At 63.6% G+C, this 20,276-nt stretch carries 22 protein-coding genes, 1 tRNA gene and 1 pseudogene; 21 read left to right on the forward strand and 3 right to left on the reverse strand.

Translation table 11 applies throughout. The features are described 5' to 3' along the window. Nucleotides 1–53 precede the first annotated feature (53 nt). The 5 genes from tmk to DTW89_RS02940 all read left to right on the forward strand — a co-directional run bounded on the left by tmk (nt 54) and on the right by DTW89_RS02940 (nt 3,648). Complete coding sequence (gene tmk / locus DTW89_RS02920; RefSeq protein WP_114654874.1) at nt 54–731, forward strand: dTMP kinase; 678 nt, start codon at nt 54–56, stop codon at nt 729–731. Continuing rightward, on the forward strand, nt 728–1,735 hold the full coding sequence (locus tag DTW89_RS02925) for a DNA polymerase III subunit delta' (protein WP_114654844.1): 1,008 nt from the start codon (nt 728–730) through the stop codon (nt 1,733–1,735). Before tmk ends, DTW89_RS02925 begins: the two co-directional genes overlap by 4 nt. A gap of 16 nt (nt 1,736–1,751) precedes the next feature. Beyond that, nucleotides 1,752–2,111 carry a PilZ domain-containing protein gene (locus DTW89_RS02930; RefSeq protein WP_024814905.1) on the forward strand — a complete coding sequence of 120 codons (360 nt, stop codon included), beginning with the start codon at nt 1,752–1,754 and terminating at the stop codon, nt 2,109–2,111. Nucleotides 2,112–2,173: 62 nt separating this feature from the next. Beyond that, nucleotides 2,174–2,980 carry a TatD family hydrolase gene (locus tag DTW89_RS02935; protein WP_114654845.1) on the forward strand — a complete coding sequence of 269 codons (807 nt, stop codon included), beginning with the start codon at nt 2,174–2,176 and terminating at the stop codon, nt 2,978–2,980. After that, complete coding sequence (locus DTW89_RS02940) at nt 2,977–3,648, forward strand: ankyrin repeat domain-containing protein (RefSeq protein ID WP_114654846.1); 672 nt, start codon at nt 2,977–2,979, stop codon at nt 3,646–3,648. The genes DTW89_RS02935 and DTW89_RS02940 overlap by 4 nt, the downstream gene beginning before the upstream one ends. A gap of 43 nt (nt 3,649–3,691) precedes the next feature. On the opposite strand, the gene msbA is transcribed toward DTW89_RS02940, so the two are convergent. Continuing rightward, on the reverse strand, nt 3,692–5,479 hold the full coding sequence (msbA, locus tag DTW89_RS02945) for a lipid A export permease/ATP-binding protein MsbA (RefSeq protein WP_114654847.1): 1,788 nt from the start codon (nt 5,477–5,479) through the stop codon (nt 3,692–3,694). 119 nt (nt 5,480–5,598) lie between these two features. On the opposite strand from msbA, the gene tolB reads away from it, so the two are divergent. The 5 genes from tolB to DTW89_RS02970 all read left to right on the forward strand — a co-directional run bounded on the left by tolB (nt 5,599) and on the right by DTW89_RS02970 (nt 9,224). Then, nucleotides 5,599–6,918, forward strand: a complete 1,320-nt coding sequence (tolB, locus tag DTW89_RS02950; RefSeq protein ID WP_114654848.1) for a Tol-Pal system beta propeller repeat protein TolB — start codon at nt 5,599–5,601, stop codon at nt 6,916–6,918. A 47-nt stretch (nt 6,919–6,965) separates the two neighbouring features. Next, nucleotides 6,966–7,505 carry a peptidoglycan-associated lipoprotein Pal gene (gene pal / locus DTW89_RS02955; protein WP_024814910.1) on the forward strand — a complete coding sequence of 180 codons (540 nt, stop codon included), beginning with the start codon at nt 6,966–6,968 and terminating at the stop codon, nt 7,503–7,505. A gap of 20 nt (nt 7,506–7,525) precedes the next feature. Beyond that, complete coding sequence (gene ybgF, locus DTW89_RS02960) at nt 7,526–8,275, forward strand: tol-pal system protein YbgF (RefSeq protein WP_201740936.1); 750 nt, start codon at nt 7,526–7,528, stop codon at nt 8,273–8,275. Then, nucleotides 8,272–9,105 (forward strand): tRNA threonylcarbamoyladenosine dehydratase, encoded by an 834-nt coding sequence (locus DTW89_RS02965; RefSeq protein WP_114654850.1) that lies wholly within the window; start codon nt 8,272–8,274, stop codon nt 9,103–9,105. Before ybgF ends, DTW89_RS02965 begins: the two co-directional genes overlap by 4 nt. A gap of 43 nt (nt 9,106–9,148) precedes the next feature. Further along, nucleotides 9,149–9,224, forward strand: a tRNA-Lys gene (locus DTW89_RS02970). A gap of 119 nt (nt 9,225–9,343) precedes the next feature. Here DTW89_RS02970 and DTW89_RS19245 read toward each other — a convergent pair. Continuing rightward, complete coding sequence (locus DTW89_RS19245) at nt 9,344–9,562, reverse strand: hypothetical protein (RefSeq protein ID WP_143218356.1); 219 nt, start codon at nt 9,560–9,562, stop codon at nt 9,344–9,346. Between DTW89_RS19245 and DTW89_RS19250 the strand changes: the two genes are divergently transcribed. The 8 genes from DTW89_RS19250 to DTW89_RS03005 all read left to right on the forward strand — a co-directional run bounded on the left by DTW89_RS19250 (nt 9,561) and on the right by DTW89_RS03005 (nt 16,621). Then, nucleotides 9,561–9,938: a hypothetical protein gene (locus DTW89_RS19250; RefSeq protein ID WP_147277619.1), complete on the forward strand. Its 378-nt coding sequence runs from the start codon at nt 9,561–9,563 to the stop codon at nt 9,936–9,938. The two genes, DTW89_RS19245 and DTW89_RS19250, sit on opposite strands and share 2 nt — an antisense overlap. Before the next feature lie 85 nt (nt 9,939–10,023). Next, complete coding sequence (locus tag DTW89_RS02975) at nt 10,024–11,070, forward strand: methionine ABC transporter ATP-binding protein (protein ID WP_114654851.1); 1,047 nt, start codon at nt 10,024–10,026, stop codon at nt 11,068–11,070. Between the two features lie 3 nt (nt 11,071–11,073). Next, entirely contained in the window at nt 11,074–11,739 is a 666-nt protein-coding gene (locus tag DTW89_RS02980) for a methionine ABC transporter permease (protein ID WP_024814914.1), read from the forward strand. Nucleotides 11,740–11,894: 155 nt separating this feature from the next. Beyond that, complete coding sequence (modA, locus tag DTW89_RS02985) at nt 11,895–12,665, forward strand: molybdate ABC transporter substrate-binding protein (protein WP_114654875.1); 771 nt, start codon at nt 11,895–11,897, stop codon at nt 12,663–12,665. Between the two features lie 95 nt (nt 12,666–12,760). Beyond that, nucleotides 12,761–13,438 (forward strand): molybdate ABC transporter permease subunit, encoded by a 678-nt coding sequence (gene modB, locus DTW89_RS02990; RefSeq protein WP_024814916.1) that lies wholly within the window; start codon nt 12,761–12,763, stop codon nt 13,436–13,438. After that, the gene (modC, locus tag DTW89_RS02995) at nt 13,404–14,507 is read left to right on the forward strand and encodes a molybdenum ABC transporter ATP-binding protein (RefSeq protein ID WP_442858089.1); all 1,104 of its coding nucleotides are present in this window, start codon (nt 13,404–13,406) and stop codon (nt 14,505–14,507) included. Before modB ends, modC begins: the two co-directional genes overlap by 35 nt. Before the next feature lie 122 nt (nt 14,508–14,629). Continuing rightward, entirely contained in the window at nt 14,630–15,715 is a 1,086-nt protein-coding gene (locus DTW89_RS03000) for a DUF6817 domain-containing protein (protein ID WP_114654852.1), read from the forward strand. A 108-nt stretch (nt 15,716–15,823) separates the two neighbouring features. Then, nucleotides 15,824–16,621 carry a MetQ/NlpA family ABC transporter substrate-binding protein gene (locus DTW89_RS03005; protein WP_114654853.1) on the forward strand — a complete coding sequence of 266 codons (798 nt, stop codon included), beginning with the start codon at nt 15,824–15,826 and terminating at the stop codon, nt 16,619–16,621. 140 nt (nt 16,622–16,761) lie between these two features. On the opposite strand, the gene DTW89_RS03010 is transcribed toward DTW89_RS03005, so the two are convergent. Beyond that, a complete protein-coding gene (locus DTW89_RS03010; protein WP_114654854.1) occupies nt 16,762–17,403 on the reverse strand; it encodes an FMN-dependent NADH-azoreductase in 642 nt (213 codons plus the stop codon). A gap of 128 nt (nt 17,404–17,531) precedes the next feature. Between DTW89_RS03010 and DTW89_RS03015 the strand changes: the two genes are divergently transcribed. The 3 genes and pseudogenes from DTW89_RS03015 (at nt 17,532) to DTW89_RS03025 (ending at nt 20,273) form a co-directional block, all read left to right on the forward strand. Further along, nucleotides 17,532–18,479: a LysR family transcriptional regulator gene (locus DTW89_RS03015; RefSeq protein ID WP_114654877.1), complete on the forward strand. Its 948-nt coding sequence runs from the start codon at nt 17,532–17,534 to the stop codon at nt 18,477–18,479. A 34-nt stretch (nt 18,480–18,513) separates the two neighbouring features. After that, a pseudogene (locus tag DTW89_RS03020) lies at nt 18,514–19,062 on the forward strand (RBBP9/YdeN family alpha/beta hydrolase); the annotation flags it as partial. 212 nt (nt 19,063–19,274) lie between these two features. Then, on the forward strand, nt 19,275–20,273 hold the full coding sequence (locus DTW89_RS03025) for a sulfate ABC transporter substrate-binding protein (RefSeq protein WP_024814922.1): 999 nt from the start codon (nt 19,275–19,277) through the stop codon (nt 20,271–20,273). The last annotated feature ends 3 nt before the right edge of the window (nt 20,274–20,276 follow it).

Here is a 20,276-nt window from a genome sequence, read left to right on the forward strand (position 1 = left end):
ATTTTCCGCGCGCCTCACACCAGCCGGCCCGCAACGATTCAACCAAGGTTTTCATGTCACGACCCGGTCTGTTCATCACCTTTGAAGGCATCGACGGCGCAGGCAAGTCCTCGCACATCGGGGGGCTGGCCGAAGCCTTTCGCGCACAGGGCCGCACCGTGACCGTCAGCCGCGAGCCCGGCGGCACTCCGCTGGCCGAGAAGCTGCGCGAGATGGTGCTGAACGACCCCATGGACGCGCTGACCGAATCGCTGCTGATTTTTGCTGCCCGCCGCGATCACCTGCGCAACGTCATCGAGCCCGCGCTCGCGCGTGGCGATGTGGTGTTATGCGACCGTTTCACCGACGCGACCTTTGCCTACCAGGGGGCAGGGCGGGGCTTCGATCTTGGGGTGCTATCAACCCTGGAGCGCTTTGCGCAGACGGGGCTTGGGCCAGAGGTCGATTTGATGCGTGAACCCGATCTGACGGTGTGGTTTGATCTGGCCCCCGAGGTTGCCGCCGAGCGCCTTGCCGGTGCCCGCGTTCCCGACCGTTTTGAGGCCCAGCCCGTGGAGTTCTTTCGCCGCGTGGCCCAGGGCTACGCCGGCCGGGCTGCTGCTGCGCCCCAGCGCTTCGTGCGCCTGGATGCCGCGCAGGAGCGCCATCGCGTGTGGCAGCAACTCACCAGCGTATTTGTGCGCAAGGGGTGGCTGGCGATCATGGTGGCCAGCCAGGGAGGCCCGCAATGACCGAGAGTGCCGTGGCCCCCGCACCCTGGATTGCCACACAGCGGGCCAGCCTGCTGGCCCAGCGCGGCCATGCCTGGCTGCTGCAAGGCCCTTCGGGGCTGGGCCAGTACGCACTGGGCATGGAGCTGGTGCGCGCATGGCTGTGCGATGCCCCCACGGCCCAGGGCGCTTGCGGCCAGTGCGGCAGCTGCCATGCCATCGATGTACGCACCCATGCCGACCTGTGCGTGCTGATGCCCGAGGTGCACATGCTGGCGCTGGGCTGGCCCCTGTCGGAGAAAGCCCAGGCCGACATTGACGATAAAAAGCGCAAGCCCAGCCGCGAAATCCGCGTGGAGGCCATGCGCGATGCGGTGGAGTTTTCGCAGCGCACGTCGGCCCGTGGGCGGGGCAAGGCGGTACTGGTGTATCCGGCCGAGCAGATGAACCACATCACGGCCAATGCGCTCCTCAAGACCCTGGAGGAGCCGCCGGGCGACGTGCGTTTTGTTCTGGCCAGTGAGGCCGCGCACCAGCTGCTTCCCACCATCCGCAGCCGCTGCCTGGGCCACGCCATGGTCTGGCCCGCCGAGGCCAGGATGCTGCAGTGGCTGGCGGGGCAAGGGGTCGAGCCTGCGGCCGCAGCGGCGCATCTGCGGGCTGCAGGTGGCCGGCCTGACGACGCGCTGGCACTGGCCCGTTCGGGGCGCAGTCCGCAGTCGTGGGCCGCTTTGCCCCAGGCCATTGCGCGCGGCGACGTGGCGGCGCTGGGCGATTGGGCACCGGCCCAGGTGATCGATGCCCTTCAAAAGCTGTGCCACGACCTGCTGGCTGCCAGTGTGGGCGCTGCTCCGCGCTATTTCGCGTCCGGCGACCTGCCCAAGCCGCCGCCGTTGGGGGCTCTCACGCGCTGGTCGCGCGCCCTGGCCAAGGCCGCACGCACGGCCGACCATCCGTTCAATGCCGGTCTGATGCTGGAGGCGCTTGTAGCCCAGGCGCGAAACACCCTACACTCAAGGCACTGAAGCCGACCCCATCACCATGAGCAGTCCATCCACAGCGCCCCGTCCCAGTGTCATGCAGCTGGCCATCAAGGAAAAGGCGGCCTTGTACGCGGCCTACATTCCTTTTTTTGTGGAAGGTGGCATTTTTGTTCCCACGCCGCGCGACTACAAGCTGGGTGACGATGTGTATGTGCTGCTGACCCTGCCCGACGACACCCAGCGCTATCCCGTGGCTGGCCGCGTGGCGTGGGTCACTCCCCCTCGCGCAGCGGGCAACCGCACACAGGGGGTTGGCATCCAGTTCCCCAAAGATGAAAAATCGCGGCAGCTCAAGGCCAAGATCGAGGAGCTGCTGGGCACGGCCCTGGGGTCGGAACGTCCCACGCAAACCATTTGATTGCATGGTCTGATCTTGTGCCGACCCGCGCTGGCGGGTCGGCTTTTTTGTTTTGAAACCGCATGTTTACCGATTCGCACTGCCACCTCACCTTTACAGAACTGCTCAGCCAGCTGCCCGCCATTCGCCAGGCCATGCAGGAGGCGCAGGTCGAGCGCGCCCTGTGCATCTGCACCACCATGGAAGAATTCGACGATGTGCATGCACTCGCGCTGGCCCATGACAACTTCTGGAGCACGGTGGGTGTGCACCCCGACAACGAGGGCGTGACCGAGCCATCGGTGCAAGACCTGCTGGACCGCGCCGCGCTGCCCCGCGTGGTGGCGATTGGCGAAACGGGCCTGGACTACTACGGCATGGAAGACCGCAAGGGCGGGCGCAGCATTGCCGATATGGAATGGCAGCGTGAGCGCTTTCGCACCCATATCCGCGCAGCACGGGCCTGCGGCAAACCGCTGGTGATCCACACCCGCAGCGCCTCGGATGACACCCTGGCCATCCTGCGCGAAGAGGGCGAAGATGGCGCGGGCAATCGTGCCGGTGGCGTGTTCCACTGCTTTACCGAGTCGATGCAGGTGGCGCGGGCCGCGCTGGACCTGGGGTACTACATTTCGTTCTCGGGCATCGTCACCTTCAAGAGTGCGCAGGATCTGCGCGACGTGGCCGCCTTTGTGCCCATGGATCGCATGTTGATCGAAACCGACAGCCCTTACCTCGCGCCCGTGCCCTACCGGGGCAAGACCAACAACCCGTCCTATGTGCCCCTGGTGGCCCGCCAGATTGCACAAACCCGTGGTATCCCGCTGGAGGCGGTGGCGCAGGCCACCAGCCGCAATTTCGAGACATTGTTCAAAGGAGTGGTGGCATGAGTCTGCAACGCCGTTCCGTTTTGGCCCTGGTGCTGGTGGCGGTCAATGCCACGGCGCAAGCGGGCTCTTACGAAGACTTTTTCACGGCCATCCGGCGCGATGACGGGGCCGCCATTTCCGCGTTGCTGCGGCGGGGTTTTGACCCCAACACGCGCGACCCCAAGGGGCAGGTAGGTTTGTCGATGGCGTTGCAGCTGGAATCCCACAATGCCTTCATGGCGCTGATGGGCGCGCGGCAGCTAAATGTGGAAGCCCGCAATGCGCAGGACGAAAGCCCGCTGATGCTGGCCGCCATCAAGGGCAACATCGAGGCCGTCAAGGCGCTGATTGCGCGCGACGCCGATATCAACAAACCGGGCTGGACGGCGCTGCACTATGCCGCGTCGGGCACCACGCCCGAGCACACGCGCATCTTGGCCTTGTTGCTGGAGAACCATGCCTACATCGATGCGGCATCGCCCAATGGCTCTACGCCTTTGATGATGGCGGCGCAATACGGCACAAGGGAAGCATTGCAGTTGTTGCTGGACGAGGGGGCCGATCCGGCGCTGAAAAACCAGCTGGGGCTGACTGCCACCGATTTTGCGCTGCGCGTCAGTCGCAGCGAGGCGGCACAGGCCATCGCCACAGCGATTCGCCGCCGCCAGCCCAACCGCGGCAAATGGTAAGTGGCAACCCGGGCAACCGGGTGCGCAGGCCCTCGGGTCTTTTTTAGCCGGCTGCGGGGCGGTTTTGCAGGCGGGCATAGAGCCCGCCGCTGGCCAGCAAAGCGCTGTGTGTGCCTTGCTCTGCAATGCGGCCTCGCTCCATCACCACCACGCGGTCGGCGTGTTCGATGGTGGACAGGCGGTGGGCGATGACCAGTGTGGTGCGGCCGCGCATGAGCCGCTGCAGGGCGTCCTGCACCAGGCGTTCAGACTCGGTGTCCAGCGCGGAGGTTGCCTCATCGAGGATGAGGATGGGCGCATCCTTGTAAAGCGCCCGTGCAATCGCCAGACGCTGGCGTTGTCCGCCCGAAAGCTGGGCGGCGTTGTGGCCCACCACGGTGTGGACGCCCTGGGGCAGGGCTGCAATATGTTCTGCAAGGTTCGCGGCGGCAAGGCAGTCGTGCACCCGTTGTTCGATGATGGGGCTGCCCAGGGCCACGTTGGCGGCAATGCTGTCGTTGAACATCACCACATCCTGGCTGACCATCGCAAATTGCGAGCGCAGGGCATCAAGGCGCCAGTCGCTCAAGGGGTGGCCGTCTAGCAGGATCTGGCCCGACGAGGGACTCACGAAACGCGGCAGCAGGTTCACCAGGGTGGTCTTGCCTGCGCCTGACGGGCCCACCAGCGCCACGATCTCGCCCGGTTGCACTGTCAGGCTCACACGGTCCAGGGCGGGCGCATGCTCTGGGCCAAAGCTCACCGTCACATCCTGCAGGGTGAGTGCGCCTTTGGCCCGCTCTACGGTGTAAAGGCCGCCCGTTTCCGCCTCGGCATCGCTCAGCAGCGCCAGGCCCCGCTCCAGTGCCGCCAGGCCGCGTGTGATCGGGTTGGCCACGTCGGCCAGCCGGCGGATGGGTGCAATCAGCATGAGCATTGCCGTGATGAACGCGACAAAGCCGCCCACCGTCACCTCCCGTGTGTCCACCGCTCCCCGGTTTTGCCACAGGGCGATGCAGATCACCGTCGAGAGTGCGGCGGCGGCCAGCAACTGGGTGAGCGGCGTCATGGACGACGATGCAATGGTCGATTTGATGGCCAGCCGACGCAGGCTTCGGCTCAGGCGGCCAAAGCGTTCGGCCTGACCCGCTTGCGCCCCGTGCAGGCGCACCATGCGATGCGCCAGAACGTTTTCTTCCACCACATAGGCCAGCTCGTCGGTTGCCTGCTGGCTGCTTTTGGTCAGGCTATACAGGCGACGGGACAGCGTCTTCATGATCCAGGCGACGCCGGGCACCACCACGGCCACAATCAGTGTGAGCTGCCAGTTCAGGTAAAGCAGATAGCCCAGCAATGCGATGAGCGTGAAGCCGTCGCGCGACAGGCCCAGCAACGCCTGCACCAGCAGGGTGGAGCCCGTCTGTACCTCGTACACCACCGTGTTCGAGAGCGCACTGGCCGACTGGCGGCTGAAAAGGGCCATTTCTGCTGCCAGCACGCGGTCAAACAACGCTTGCCGCAGCGCGAGCATGCCTTCGTTGGCAATGCGCGCCAGTGCGTATTGGGCAACGAACTGTGCAATTCCCCGCACCAGAAAAACGCCCAGAATGGCAACTGGCACCATCCACAACTGCAGCGTGCCCTGGGTGAAACCGCGGTCGAGCAGCGGTTGCAGCAAGGCTGGAATGAGCGGCTCGGTCGCTGCGCCCACCAGGGTTGCCACAACGGCAACCACCCAGGCGAGGCGCTGGTGCCCAAAATAGGTCGAGAGCCGCGCCAGCCGGGCGCGCAGGTTGGGGGGCGAAGCAGGCTGGGTGGCAGCGGCCTGGGCGTTCGTATCGGTGGCGTGCATGTGGCCCGGATTCTACGATTCGCTGCGGGCCCATCGCACAGTTTGTCACAGGGGTGCCCCGATGGTGTGTAACATTGGCGGCTGTCCACCGGCTTTCGCTCGGTTTCCGCTGGCTGCCAATGACCACTGATCGAACTCCTCACCCCACACTCTCCGCGGCATTGCCGCAACCCTTGCGCCGCCGTCTGATGGCCGCGTTGATTTCCACCCCCGCCTTGCCCGTCCTGGCGCAATTTCGCGTCGAGGTCACGGGCGTCGGGCTGACCCAGCTGCCGGTGGCCATCGCCCCGTTTCGCGGCGAGGCCCAGTCCCCCCAGAAAATCGCCGCCATTGTGCAGGCCGACCTGGAGCGCAGCGGGCAATTTCGCGCGGTGGATGCGTCGGGCTCCGCGCTTGACGAAACCTCGCGTCCCGATGTGGCGCTGTGGCGGCAAAAAAGCGCTGATTCACTTGCCACCGGAAGCGTGACACGCCTGGCGGACGGCCGTTTTGACGTGCGCTTTCGCCTGTGGGATGTGGTGCGCGGGCAGGACCTGGGTGGGCAGAGCTTTGTGGTCACCCAAGGGGACCTGCGTTTGGTGGCGCACCGCATTTCCGACTTCATCTACGAAAAGCTGACCGGCGAGCGTGGTGTTTTTTCGACCCGCATCGTTTATGTCACCAAGGCGGGTACGCGTTACAGCCTGTGGGTGGCAGATGCCGATGGCGAGAACGCGCAGTCTGCCTTGTCCAGCCCCGAGCCCATTATTTCGCCCGCCTGGTCGCCCAATGGCGGGCAAATTGCCTACGTTTCGTTTGAGTCGCGCAAGCCCGTGGTGTATGTGCACGACGTGGCAACGGGTCGGCGTCGGCTCATCGCTAATTTCCGCGGCTCCAACAGCGCACCCGCCTGGGCGCCGGATGGCCGCACGCTGGCGGTCACCCTGAGCCGGGACGGCTCTTCGCAGCTCTACACCATTGATGCCAATGGCGGCGAGCCGCGTCGATTGATGCAAAGCGCCGGCATTGACACGGAACCCTCGTTCTCCAGCGATGGCAAAAGCATTTACTTTGTCAGTGACCGCGGCGGCGCCCCCCAGATTTACAAGGTGCCTGCCTCTGGCGGCAATGCCGAGCGAGTGACCTTTACCGGCACTTACAACATCTCGCCCAGCATCAGTCCCGACGGCCGCTGGCTGGCCTACATATCAAGGGTCGGCGGTGCATTCAAGCTGCATGTGATAGATCTGACGTCGGGAGCTGTTTCGGCCATTACCGATACCAGCGCCGATGAAAACCCCAGTTTCGCCCCGAATAGCCGCCTGATCGTTTATGCAACGCAGCAGCAGGGCCGGGAATCGCTCATGACCAGCACCCTGGACGGAAAAATCAAGGCACGGCTTGCCGGGCAGGGCGGTGACATTCGCGAACCCGATTGGGGTCCGTTTCAGAAACAGTGAACCTTTCGACTTTTTTGTATATCAAGCTCTCAGGAGAATTTTGGATGATGATCAAACGCATTTCCCTCGCCATTGCCGTCGCAGCCCTCATGGCCGGTTGCAGTTCCGGTGTGAAGCTGGACGATGTTCCAGTCGAAGACAGGTCCGCAATCCCCACCACGGGTGCCAATGGTGGTGCCAATTCCGGCGCCGCCGGGCAAAGCGGCGTGGCGGGCCTCAATATGGGGCAATCTGCACAAGATGCGGCCGGTCCGGTGGGCGTCAGCCGTCTGGTCTATTTTGATTACGACAGCTACGTTATCAAGCCCGAGTTCCAGTCATTGATCGAAGCGCACGCGCGGTTCATCAAATCCAGTGCCAACCGCAAGGTCATGGTGGAAGGTCACACCGACGAGCGCGGTGGCCGTGAATACAACCTGGCCCTGGGCCAAAAGCGCGCAGAAGCCGTGCGCCGTTCGCTGGGCTTGCTGGGCGTTTCCGATAGCCAGGTGGAGGCCGTGAGTTTTGGCAAGGAAAAGCCGGCAGCTCAGGGCGGCAGCGAAGATGTGCACGCGCAAAATCGTCGCGCTGAATTGTCTTACCGTTGATGCGCGCAGCAACGTTTCCAATGACGGCCAAGGCGCTGCTTGCGCTCACGCTCTCATGCACCTTTGTTTCCACCGGCCATGCCGCGCTGTTTGAGGATGACGAGGCACGGCGTGCCATTCTTGAATTGCGGCAGCGGGTGGACGTGCTGCAACAGGTCAACCAGCGATCGGGGGATGACAATTCGCAGGTAAGACGTTCATTGCTGGATCTGCAGACCCAGATTGAAACGTTGCGCATGGAGCATGCCAAGTTGCGTGGCCAGAACGAACAGCTGCTGCGTGACGTGGCAGACCTGCAGCGACGCCAGAAAGATATCGCTCAAGGTGTGGACGAGCGTTTGCGCCAGTTCGAGCCGGTCAAGGTGACGGTGGATGGGCTGGAGTTTCAGGCAGATGCTGATGAAAAACGCGATTTTGAGGCCGCTCTGGCGGTTTTCCGCGCGGGCAAATTTGCAGACGCCAAAACGGCTTTTGCCGGTTTTGTCCGCCAGTACCCTCGCAGTGGCTATCTGCCATCGGCCCGTTTTTGGCTCGGAAACGCACAGTACGCTGCGCGCGAGTACAAGGAGGCCATTGGCAACTTCAAGATGTTGTTGTCTGAGGCACCGGGTCACGCGCGCGCGCCCGAGGCTGCGTTGTCGATTGCAAACTGTCAGATTGAACTGAAAGAAACCCGCACGGCCAGAAAAACCCTGGAAGATCTGTTGCGCGACTATCCCCAGTCTGAGGCTGCAGTGGCGGCGAAAGAGCGGTTGTCGCGACTTAAATGACGACAGTGATCGGGCCCGCAGTTATCGCGGTGGAGCAGCGCGAGGCGGAGTCAGTCGCAGATCAGCGACGCCGTTTTGGCGGTCTGGAGCGGTTGTATGGGGTTGCAGGGGCGCAGCGTATCCAGCAGTCCCATGTGGTGGTGGTCGGCATTGGCGGGGTAGGGTCCTGGGCGGCTGAGGCCCTTGCCCGCAGCGGCGTTGGGCACATCACCCTGATCGACCTCGACCATGTGGCCGAATCCAACATCAACCGACAGATTCATGCGCTGACCACCACTGTAGGCCAAGCCAAGGTGTTGGCCATGCAGGACCGCATTGGGCTCATCAATCCCTCTTGCAAGGTGGTGTGCGTTGACGATTTCGTCACACCGGAGAATTGGCCCGGTCTGATTACCGATCCGGTGGATGCGGTGGTGGACGCCTGTGACCAGATCAAGGCCAAGACCGCCATGGCAGCCTGGGCCCGCGAAACGGGGACACTCTTTGTGAGCGTGGGCGCAGCGGGAGGCAAGCGCCATGCGCACAAGGTCGATATCGATGATCTCAGTGCAACCACGCATGATCCCTTGCTGGCGCAGTTGCGCTATCGGCTGCGCAAGCACCACCAAGCCCCCCGTGAAGGACGCAAGATCGGCGTCACCTGCGTATTCAGCCGCGAGGCCGTGGCGGCGCCTGATGCGTCCTGTGCGGTGGAAGGTGATGGAAGTTTGAATTGCCATGGCTATGGCTCGGTGGTGGCCGTTACGGCGACCTTTGGCCAGTGTGCCGCCGGATGGGTGCTCGACAAACTGGCCACCAGCTCCCGACAAGTCAAAAAAATCACGCTATAATTCAAGGCTTTGCAGCAGTAGATAAAACTTCTTTTGCAAACTGGGGACGTTAGCTCAGTTGGTAGAGCAGCGGACTTTTAATCCGTTTGTCGTGGGTTCGACCCCCGCACGTCCCACCAGATAAGCCCCATGGGCGTTGAAAAGCCTGCTACCTAATCAGTAGCAGGTTTTTTTATGTCTGGGCTGGTGACAGTTTGATGACCACTGTGCTGCTGATGCGCCACGCCATCCTGCGCGTCTACGCCTGGAAGCCAATCAGCTGCCGCCCAAGCCTTGTGATGCTGAGTACGTCTGCCGCAGCCCTTGAAGTTGCTGCCACGGCGGAAATTTTTGCCTCTATGTAGCCACGGGACCATAGCCACTGAACCAGCGCGAGTTGGAAGGGATGGGTTACGCGCACGGCGTTTCTGCTGCGTTCCAGCGCAAGGGCGAGTTGTCTGAGATATGCGATGGGCATGGCCAATCCTTTGATTTCGCAGATTTCACAGTCGCTCCATTACACGCCGTTCCTGTCGGCACCGGGTTACCAGGTGTCGCAAGGTGTCAGCTTGTCAACCCGCCGTAACGGCGGACGACTGATCGGTCATGCCCTGGCAAGTTTTTTTACATTTTGGCAACGCCCTTTCGGTGGTCAGGCGGCAGTCCGACGGACTGGCATCGAAATTTGCGGAGGGGCGGCGTCGGCATTGCGGTCGCTTGTTTTGCGCGGACTGTCGACCCTGACGCGACACAATGGTGCCCGGGATGCGTCTGCGGCCGATGCGGGCCCGCCGCCGCAAGGTTTCTTAATAACCAGATGGTCTTATTACTTTATTTTTCGATATTTTGATTAGTTATGCTTTTTGATTACAGTTCGGGCCTCATTCAACTTCTTGCGCTGCGGCGGCCTTTGGGGCTTCGCGGCGCAATTTCATTTTCATGATCGACTTACGGGGCATCACCCAGATTTATCCGGGCCCACAAGGCCCGGTCGAGGCCCTGCGCGGCATCGACCTGCACATCACGCCGGGCGAAGTGTTTGGCATCATCGGGCGCAGCGGCGCGGGCAAGAGTTCGCTGGTGCGGGTGATCAACCTGCTCAACCGGCCCACCAAGGGCGAGGTGATCGTTGCGGGGCGCGATCTCACGCAGCTCAATGACGCGCAGCTGCGTGCCGCGCGCCGCGATATCGGCATGGTGTTTCAGCACTTCAACCTGCTGTCCTCGCGCACGGTGTTCGACAACGCCGCGCTGCCATTGGAGCTGGCCGGCATGGACAAGGCCGCCATTCGCGAGCGTGTGAACCCGCTGCTGGAGCTGGTGGGCCTGTCGGCGCTGGCCGACCGTTACCCGTCGCAGATTTCGGGCGGACAAAAGCAGCGTGTGGGCATTGCGCGCGCGCTGGCCAGCCGTCCCAAGGTGCTGCTGAGCGACGAGGCCACGTCGGCACTCGACCCTGAAACCACGCGCTCCATCCTGGCACTGCTGCGCCAGGTGAACAAGGAACTGGGCCTGACGGTGGTGCTGATCACGCACCAGATGCAGGTCATCAAGCAGGTGGCCGACCGTGTGGCCGTGATCGATGCAGGCCGTATCGTCGAGCAGGGCCCGGTGATCGATGTGTTCACGCGCCCGCAACAGGCCATCACCAAGAGCCTGATCGATGAGATCGTGCCGCAGGAGCTGCCCGCCAGCGTGCTGGACCACGTGCGCCATCTGTCGCGCCAGTTGCAGGGTGGCGGCGTGGGCCAGCTGCTGCGTCTGTCGTACTCGGGCGAGCGGGCTTATCAGCCCATCTTGTCGCGCCTGATTCGCGAGCATGGGGTGGACCTGTCCATCCTGCACGGCCAGATCGACGAGATCCAGGACCAGACCTTTGGCTCGCTGGCCGTGTATGCCAGCGGCGAGGGTGCCCGGCTGCAAACCGCCATTGCGCAGTTGCGCGGTGAAGGTGTGGTGGTGGAAGAAGTGACAACGGAAGGCTGAGCGATGTTCGAGAATTTTTCAGAAATGATGCTGGAGCTGTTTGCCACCTCGCTGTGGGAAACCATCGTGATGGTGGGCATCTCGGGCGTGGTGGGTGGCCTGATCGGGATTCCGCTGGGTGTGTTTTTGCGCCTGACCGACCGGGGCGGCGTGCTGGAAAACAGCCCGCTCAACAAGACCGTGGGTTGGCTCGTGAACGCCGTGCGCTCCACGCCGTTCATCATCTTGCTGGTGGCCATCATTCCGTTCACGCGGTTGATCACGGGCTCGTCCATCGGCACGGCCGCTGCCGTGGTGCCGCTCACGCTGGCCGCTGCGCCCTTCATTGCGCGGCTGGTGGAAACCGCGCTGCGCGAAGTGGATAACGGCCTGGTCGAGGCCGCCCAGTCGATGGGGGCCACCACCAGCCAGATCGTGTGGAAGGTGCTGCTGCCCGAAGCGCTGCCCGGCATCGTGGCGGGCCTGACCATCAGCTTCGTCAGCCTCACCGGCTACTCGGCCATGGCTGGCGCCATTGGCGGCGGCGGCCTGGGCGACCTGGGCATTCGCTATGGCTACCAGCGCTTTTTGCCCGACATCATGCTGGCCGTGGTGGTGGTGCTGATCTTCTTTGTGCAGGCCATCCAGAGCCTGGGCGACTGGGCCGTGCGGCGCTTGAGTCACCGCTAGTTGCTCTACATTTAATAGCTTTCAGCGCTTGTTGCATAAGCGCTAGAGCCTTTTTTTGCTTGAAATGGGCCTGGTCGGATCGACAGGCCCATTTCTGTTGGGTGGTGATGGCCTGTGCATGGGTGGGCCCGTGTGCGTGCCGTATGCTTGCGGCCATGCCTTTTTTTCGCCCCTTGCTGCTGGCCGGCGCCATGCTTTTTGCGGCCTCCGCCCATGCCGGAAAGATCACCATTGCGGCCGCTGCCGATCTGAAGTTCGCCATGGACGAGATCGTCGCCACCTTTCAGCAGGCCCACAGCGCCGACCAGGTGGACGTCATCTACGGCTCGTCGGGCAAGTTTCACGCGCAGATCCAGCGGGGCGCGCCCTACGACCTGTACTTTTCTGCCGACATCGCTTTTCCGCGTGCGCTGGCCAAGGCCGGGTTTGCCGCTTCTGAGGTCAGGCCTTACGCGGTGGGCCGCATCGTGCTGTGGAGTGCCGCCATGGACGCCCGCCAGATGACGCTGGCCAGCCTGACCGATGCAAGAGTAGCCCGCGTCGCCATCGCCAACCCCCGGCACGCGCCCTATGGCAAGCGCGCCGAGGAAGCCCTGCGCGCCTCCGGTCTGTGGGACAAGGTCGAGCCCAAGCTGGTCTATGGCGAGAACATTGCCCACGCTGCGCAGTTCGTGCAGTCGGGCAACGCGCAGGTCGGCGTCATCGCGCTGGCCCTGGCGGTCAGCCCCGAGCTGGCCGGCAAGGGCGGTTACTGGCTGATCCCGGACCACCTGCATGCGCCGCTGGAGCAGGGGTTCATCATCACCCGGCGGGCTCAAGGCAACGCACTCGCCCAGCGGTTTGCCGATTACATGGGCAGCCAGGCCGCCCGTGCCGTGATGACCCGTTATGGCTTTGTCCTGCCCGGCGAAGCCGCGGGCAAGTAGGGCGCTGGCATGCGTGCGTGTATGCGTGAGGGCAGCGGCAGCGGCAACGACAACGGCCAGGAGTGCGTTGCGGTTTGGTTATGGGAGCAAACGCCATGTTGACGGACGGCGACCTGCAAGCCATCTGGCTGACTGTGCGCCTGGCAGGCCTGGTAACCCTGATCCTGCTGCTGGTGGGAACGCCGATTGCCTGGTGGCTGGCGCGCACCCCGTCACGCTGGAAGGGGCCCATTGGTGCGGTGGTGGCCTTGCCCCTGGTGTTGCCGCCTTCGGTACTGGGCTTTTATCTGTTGCTGGCGATGGGGCCCAGTGGCCCGGTGGGGCAGCTCACCCAGGCGCTGAACATGGCGCCGCTGCCTTTCACTTTTGGCGGTCTGGTCATTGCCTCGGTGTTTTATTCGTTGCCCTTCATGGTGCAGCCGCTGCAAACGGCTTTCGAGGCGGTGGGCGACCGGCCGATGGAAGTGGCGGCCACGTTGCGCGCCTCGCCGCTGGATGCTTTTTTTACGGTGGCTGTGCCGCTGGCCGCGCCAGGTTTTGTGACGGCCTCCATTTTGACCTTCGCCCACACCGTGGGCGAGTTCGGTGTGGTGCTGATGATTGGCGGCAACCTGCCCGGCATCACCCGCGTGGCCTCGGTGCAAATTTACGACCATGTGGAGGCGCTCGAATATTTGCAGGCACACCGGCTTTCGGCGGTGATGCTGGGTTTCTCTTTTGTGGTGCTGTTGGCCCTGTATGCCTGGCGCCCGCAGCCCCGGAAAGGCGGCTGACATGGGCGGCATCGAAGCACGCTTTCGGCTCGACTGGCCCAACTTTTCCCTGGATGTGGATCTGAGCCTGCCCGTGCGTGGCGTGACCGCGCTGTTTGGGCATTCCGGCTCGGGCAAGACAACGCTGCTGCGCTGCATCGCCGGCCTGGAGCGCGCACCGCAAGGGCGCCTGATGGTGGGTGATGAAGTGTGGCAAGACACCGGCCGCTGGGTGCCAACGCACCAGCGCCCCATTGGCTATGTGTTCCAGGAGGCCAGCCTGTTTGCGCATCTTTCGGTGATGGGCAACCTGCGCTACGGCCTGCGGCGCACCACGGGTGCGCAGCAGGCGGGCCTTGATCAGGCGATTGCGCTGCTGGGAATTGGCCATCTGCTGGACCGCAAACCGGGCACCTTGTCGGGTGGCGAGCGCCAGCGGGTCGGCATTGCGCGGGCACTGGCCGTGAACCCGCGCCTGCTGCTGATGGACGAGCCGCTGGCCGCGCTCGACCTGCAGCGCAAACAGGAAATCCTGCCCTACCTGGAGCGCCTGCGCGGCGAGCTGGACATTCCTGTGCTGTATGTCAGCCACTCGCCCAATGAAGTGGCGCGGCTGGCCGATACCCTGGTGGTGATGGACAACGGCCGGGTGGTGGCCAGCGGGCCCCTGGCGCAAACGCTGGCCCGCATCGATCTGCCCATCACGCTGGGGGAAGACGCTGGCGCCGTGCTCGATGGCACGGTGGGCGAGGTGGACCACGGCTGGCATCTGGCGCGGGTGGATTTTTCGGGCGGCAGCCTGTGGGTGCGCGACCAGGGCTTGCCTGTTGGCCGCCGCGTGCGGGTGCGGGTGCTGGCGCGGGACGTGAGCCTGGCCGAAGAGCCCGGAACCAGCAGCATCCAGAACGTGCTGCGTGGCTGCGTCGATGCCGTGGGGGACGATGGGCACCCGGGCCTTGCGCTGGTGCGCGTGCGCGTAGGCGACGCCATGCTGCTGGCCCGCCTCACCAAGCGGTCGGCCGCATTGCTGGGTGTGGTGCCGGGGCGCACGCTGTGGGTGCAGATGAAATCGGTCGCTTTGATGGAATGATGCGGGCGCAAGGGGGCGCAATAGCAATAGGGCGCAAGGGGGCACACCAGCTCCCGCCCGCTGCGGCCAGCCACGATACTGTGCGCTTCACGGATGGACACAACCGACGGAGACAACACGCCATGACCCTGCCATTGCACCCCCTGGACCAGCAACTTTTCACCCGCGCCCAGGCGCTGCTGGATGACGAGTGGATCGCCCACGACGCCGACCTGGCCCCAGTGTTGCCCACCGTCCTGGCGCGCAATGTGGGGCAGGACTGGCACAAGGCGGGCACCTTTCGCCACCACCTGGTAGGCGTGGCGCGCTCGCTCACGCTGTGGCAGCAACCGCGGGATGTGCGCCTGCTGGGGCTGCTGCACAGCGTTTATGGCAACGCCTTTGTGGACCTGGTCAAGTTTGACCCGGCCAGCGAGCGGGCCCGCCTGCGCGAACTGGTGGGCGAATCGGCCGAGCATCTGGTGTATCTGTTTTGCACCCAGTCGCGCACGCAGTTTGTGCAACGCGTGCTGGGTGGTGGGCCGCAGGCCGATGGCAGCCTGGTGCTCGACAAGGACGGCCAGCGCCATCTGCTCACGCCCTACGAGGTGGCGGCCTTCATCATCGTCAGCATGGCCGACACCATCGAGCAGTGGTTCAGCTGGCAGGATGACATTTACTCGCGTTTTCCCAACGTACAGCACCGCCCGCAGGCCGTGCACTGGGCCGCATCGCTGTGGCCAGGGCCCATGCGGCCCACGGGGCGCATGTTGCACCAGATTGCCGGGCTCGGGCAGGCGCTGCAGCACCCGGGCCTGCAAGGGCTGCTGCCCGTGCCCCCGGTGTTTGCCCATTGCACCCAACACCTGTCGGTGGCGTCCGAGGCGGCGGCCACATCGCTTTATTGGTCGGTGATTCAGCAAGACCAGCCGCTGGTGGACCTGGACGTGGCCACCGCCGTGCTGGAGCAGGCCGTGCGCCACAACCCGTGGGTGGGCGAGCCGCAGATGGTGCTGGCGCAGCTGTATCTGTCGGCCGGCCGGCGCGACGACGCCAAGCATGCCGCCCAGAGTGCACTGCAGTGCTTCAGCGCCTGGGGCAACGCATGGGACAAGCGGGTGCAGTGGGACGCCTGGGTGGCCTGGACGCGCATTCTGCTGCAGTCCGCCACCGAGGGCGGCTGGCCCGAGCGGCTGGACAAGCTGAACAACGTGGCCTTGCGCGGGTAATTGGCGGTTCTTTATTCGGTATCGCGCTAAGGAAATAGAAAAACGGTTGTTTGTGTTTTATAGGGCTAACCCTAAGATGCGAGGTATCTCCATACGAAAGGTGTCTCCGTGAACAAGCGCTCCCTGCTGCAATCTGCCCTCACCCTGGCCCTGGCCGCCGGTTTTGCCCCCGGCGCGCTGGCGCAAGACAAACCCCTCAAGATTGGTGTGACGGCTGGCCCGCACGCCCAGATTTTTGAGCAGGTCAAAAAAGTGGCCGAAAAAGACGGCCTGAAGATCCAGGTGATCGAGTTCAGCGACTACGTTCAGCCCAATGCGGCCCTGTCGGCGGGCGATCTGGATGCCAACGCCTACCAGCACAAGCCCTACCTTGATGCCCAGGTGAAAGACCGGGGCTACAAGATCGTGTCGGTGGGCTACACCGTCAACTTCCCCATGGGCCTGTACTCCAAGAAGGTCAAGAGCCTGAACGAGCTCAAGCAAGGTGCCCGCTTTGGCCTGCCCAACGACCCCACCAATGGCGGCCGTGCATTGCTGCTGCTGCAAGACAATGGCCTGATCAAGCTGAAAGACGGCGCCGGCCTCAAGGCCACGCCGCTGGATGTGGTGAGCAACCCCAAGAAGCTCAAGTTTGTGGAGCTGGATGCAGCCCAGCTGCCGCGCTCGCTGGACGATCTGGACGCATCGGCCGTCAACACCAACTTTGCCCTGTCGGCCGGACTGAACCCCAAGAAGGACGCCATCGCCCTCGAAAGCGCCAAGAGCCCCTATGTCAACCTGATCGCCGTGCGTGAGGCAGACAAGAACCAGCCCTGGGTGGCCAAGCTGCTCAAGGCCTACCAGTCCGAAGAAATCCGCAAGTTCATCGAGGTGGAGTTCAAGGGCTCGGTGCTGCCAGGTTTTTGATATATGCTATTTAAATAATAGCAGTTAGCGATTTACCCATAAGGGCTAAGGCCTGTTTTCATTCATAAAACAAAAAACCCGGCTCAATGCCGGGTTTTTTGCTTTGCACGGCACAGGGCGCGCCAACCGCGCCCTGTGCTTCAGGCAGCTTGCGTTGCCTGAGGCTGGTTGGCAGCGGCCTGGCTGCGAATGGCCTGGGCAGCATCTGCCATGGCCTGGGCTTTGGCTGCGTCGCCCATGGCCACGCCTTCAGCGCGCACAAAGCGCACATCGGTCACGCCAAAGAAGCCCAGCACGGTCTGCAGGTAGCTTTCCTGGTGTTCCATGGCACGGCCGCCTTCGCTGGTCGAATACACGCCGCCACGGGTGGAGGCAATGATCACGGTCTTGCCCTTGGCCAGGCCTTCGGGGCCGTTGGCGGTGTACTGGAAGGTGCGGCCCGGCTGGGCAATGCGGTCAATCCAGGCCTTCAGCTGGGTGGGAATGCTGAAGTTGTAGAACGGGGCGCCAATCACCACCACGTCGGCCGCCAAAAACTGGCTGACCAGTCGCTCGGACACGGCGTTCTCGCGCTTTTGCACTTCGCTCAGGCCGTCGGTCTGACCGGTGCGGGGTGCCATCGCGTCCATGGTGAAGTGGGCTGGGGCATCGGCCACCAGGTCCAGGTAGCTCACCTCGGTGCCAGGGTGGTTGGCCTGGTAAGCGGCCACGATCTGCGCGGTGAGCTGGCGCGAAACGGAATGGGCACCGGTGATGGCGGAATCAATGTGAAGCAGTTGCATGAGAATCTCCGGAAGTTTGTAAGGGAGCCACCACATGTGGCCATGGGGTCAATTGTCGATAGATATCGTTTTGTTGATAAACCAGCAAAATTGCGATAGATTGTTCCATCCATAGAACAATGACTGCCATGCAAGACCTGAACGACATGGTGTATTTCGCTGAGGTGGTGGAGCGCGGCGGCTTTGCTGCGGCCGGGCGCGCCCTGGGCGTTCCCAAATCGCGCCTGTCACGGCGTGTTTCCGAGCTGGAGGCGCAGCTGGGCGTGCGGTTGTTGCAGCGCACCACGCGCAAGCTTGCGCTCACCGAGGTGGGCGAAGCCTACCTGCGCCACTGCCAGGCCATGCGCGAATCGGCCCAGGCCGCTGCCGACACCGTGGCCCAGGTGCAGACGGCGCCGCGCGGCACCATCCGCGTGAGCTGCCCCGTGACCCTGGCGCAGACGGTGCTGGCGGAGCTGATGCCGCAGTTTCTGGCCAGTTTCCCCGAGGTGCGGGTCGAGATGCAGGTGAGCAACCGCGCGGTGAACCTGGTGGAGGAGGGCATTGATGTGGCGCTGCGCGTGCGGCCATCGGTGGATGACAGCGGCAGCATGGTGGTCAAGCGGCTGGACCACGCCACCCAGATTCTGGTGGCCAGCCCCGCGCAACTGATTCGCCAGGGCACCCCAAAGACGCTGGAAGACCTGGCCCGCATGGACAGCATTGCCATGTCGGCGCCCGATGGCCGTTCTACCTGGAACCTCATTGGCCCTGGCGGTGCGCACCAGACAGTGCAGCACCAGCCGCGCTATGTGGCCGATGACCTGCTCACCCTCAAGATCGCCGCCATGGCGGGCACCGGCATCTGCTGGATGCCCGACTACATGTGCCAGGACGAAATGCGCGCGCGCAAGCTGGTGCGTGTGCTGCCCGACTGGGCGCCTGCGCCTTCCATCGTGCATGCGGTCTTCCCGTCGCGCCGAGGCTTGTCACCCGCCGTGCGGAGTTTTCTGGATTACCTGGGCGAGGCCATGCCTGGCCGCAGCAGCCAGGCAACCCGGCAGGCCTTGCAAAAGCGCGGTGACGCGGACACCTGAAGCTGGGTGTCAATGCCGGGTTTTGCGCTACTAAAGCCTTTGGGCCGAGCGCCTGCCCAATGCCCGACGCGTGGTGCAGGACGACTGGATCTCGCCAACCCGGCTGGCCTGGGTCGGGCAGCTTGAAAAAACCGTGCTGGCTGCGCCCCACCCTGTGGTCATCGTGGCGCACAGCCTGGGCTGCATTGCCACCACCCACATGGGCTCCGACGCTGCGGCCCGCGTGTGCGGCGCGCTGCTGGTGGCCCCGGCCGACCCGGAGCGCCGCGCCGTTTTGAGTGACTTTGCCCCGGTGCCCTTTGCGCCGCCGCCCTGTCGCAGCATCGTGGTGGCCAGCAGCAACGACCCCTTCTGTCCCATCCGCCTGGCAGGCGCCTATGCGCGAGCCTGGGGCAGCGAGTTCGTGCACATGCAGAACGCCGGGCACATCAACATCGACTCGGGTCACGGCGAGTGGCCACTGGGCTGGGCGCTGCTGCAGTCGCTGCAAGGCGATCTGGCCCGTGGTGTGGCGCATTCCCCCGGCACCGTGCAGGTGTCTGCCGCAGCGGCACAGCAGGCCGCCGGGCTTGAGTGCTCATAAAATAATAGCTGCTAGCGCTTGCTGCATAAGCGCTAGATGGCATTTTGGCTTGATTTATTGATGAATGCGGCGCATTGCCAGCCGCAAGCAGGGCTGCGGGTTGAAATTTCTATATACCCAATTTCGATTAATTAACAAGAATATATTCTTTTGAGTTTTAAGCAGGGCTCAGCACAATGCCCCATCAACCGTTTTTGATCAGGCGCGCAACCATGACTTCTTTGAAACTCAAGACCCTCCTGGCCACGTTGGCCCTGGCCGCGAGCGGCGCATCCATGGCGCAGCAGAGCTTGCTGAACGTGTCGTACGACGTGGCACGCGAGTTCTACAAGGACTACAACGCCGCCTTTGCCGCGCACTACAAAAAGACCACCGGCCAGGACGTCAAGATCGACCAGTCGCACGCCGGCTCCAGCGCCCAGGCGCGCGCTGTGAACGATGGCCTGGCCGCCGACGTGGTGACCATGAACACCACCACCGACGTGCAGTTTCTGGCCGACAGCGGCGTGGTCGCGAAAGACTGGTCCAAGAAGTTCCCGCACGACGCATCGCCCACCACATCGACCATGCTGTTTTTGGTGCGCAACGGCAACCCCAAGGGCATCAAGGACTGGGACGACCTCATCAAGCCTGGTGTGCAGGTGATCGTGGTCAACCCCAAGACCGGCGGTAATGGCCGCTACGCGTATCTGGCCGCCTGGGGCGCCGTGCGCGAAAAGGGTGGCACCGAGGCGCAGGCCGCCGAATTTGTGGCCAAGCTCTACAAGAATGTGCCCGTGCTGGCCAAGGGCGGGCGCGATGCCACGGCCACCTTTTTGCAGCGCAACATTGGCGATGTGCTGATCACCTTTGAATCCGAAGTGGTGTCGATCGACCGTGAATTCGGTGTGGGCAAGGTCGATTCCGTGTACCCGTCGGTCAGCGTGGTGGCCGAGAACCCCGTGGCCGTGGTGGAGCGCACCGTGGCCAAGAAGGGCACGGCGCAACTGGCCAAGGCCTACCTCGACTACCTGTACTCCGATGAAGCGCAGGAAATCGCGGCCAAGCACGCAATTCGCCCCCGCTCGGAAGCCGTGCTCAAAAAGCACGCTGCCACGTTCAAACCGCTCAAGCAGTTCACGGTGGCCAAGTACTTTGGTTCGTTGACCGAAGCGCAGAAGGTGCACTTCAATGACGGCGGCCAGTTCGACAAAATTTACAGCACCAAATAAGCC

The sequence above is a fragment of the Acidovorax sp. BoFeN1 genome (genome assembly GCF_003345135.1).
Lineage (GTDB): Bacteria > Pseudomonadota > Gammaproteobacteria > Burkholderiales > Burkholderiaceae_C > Acidovorax > Acidovorax defluvii.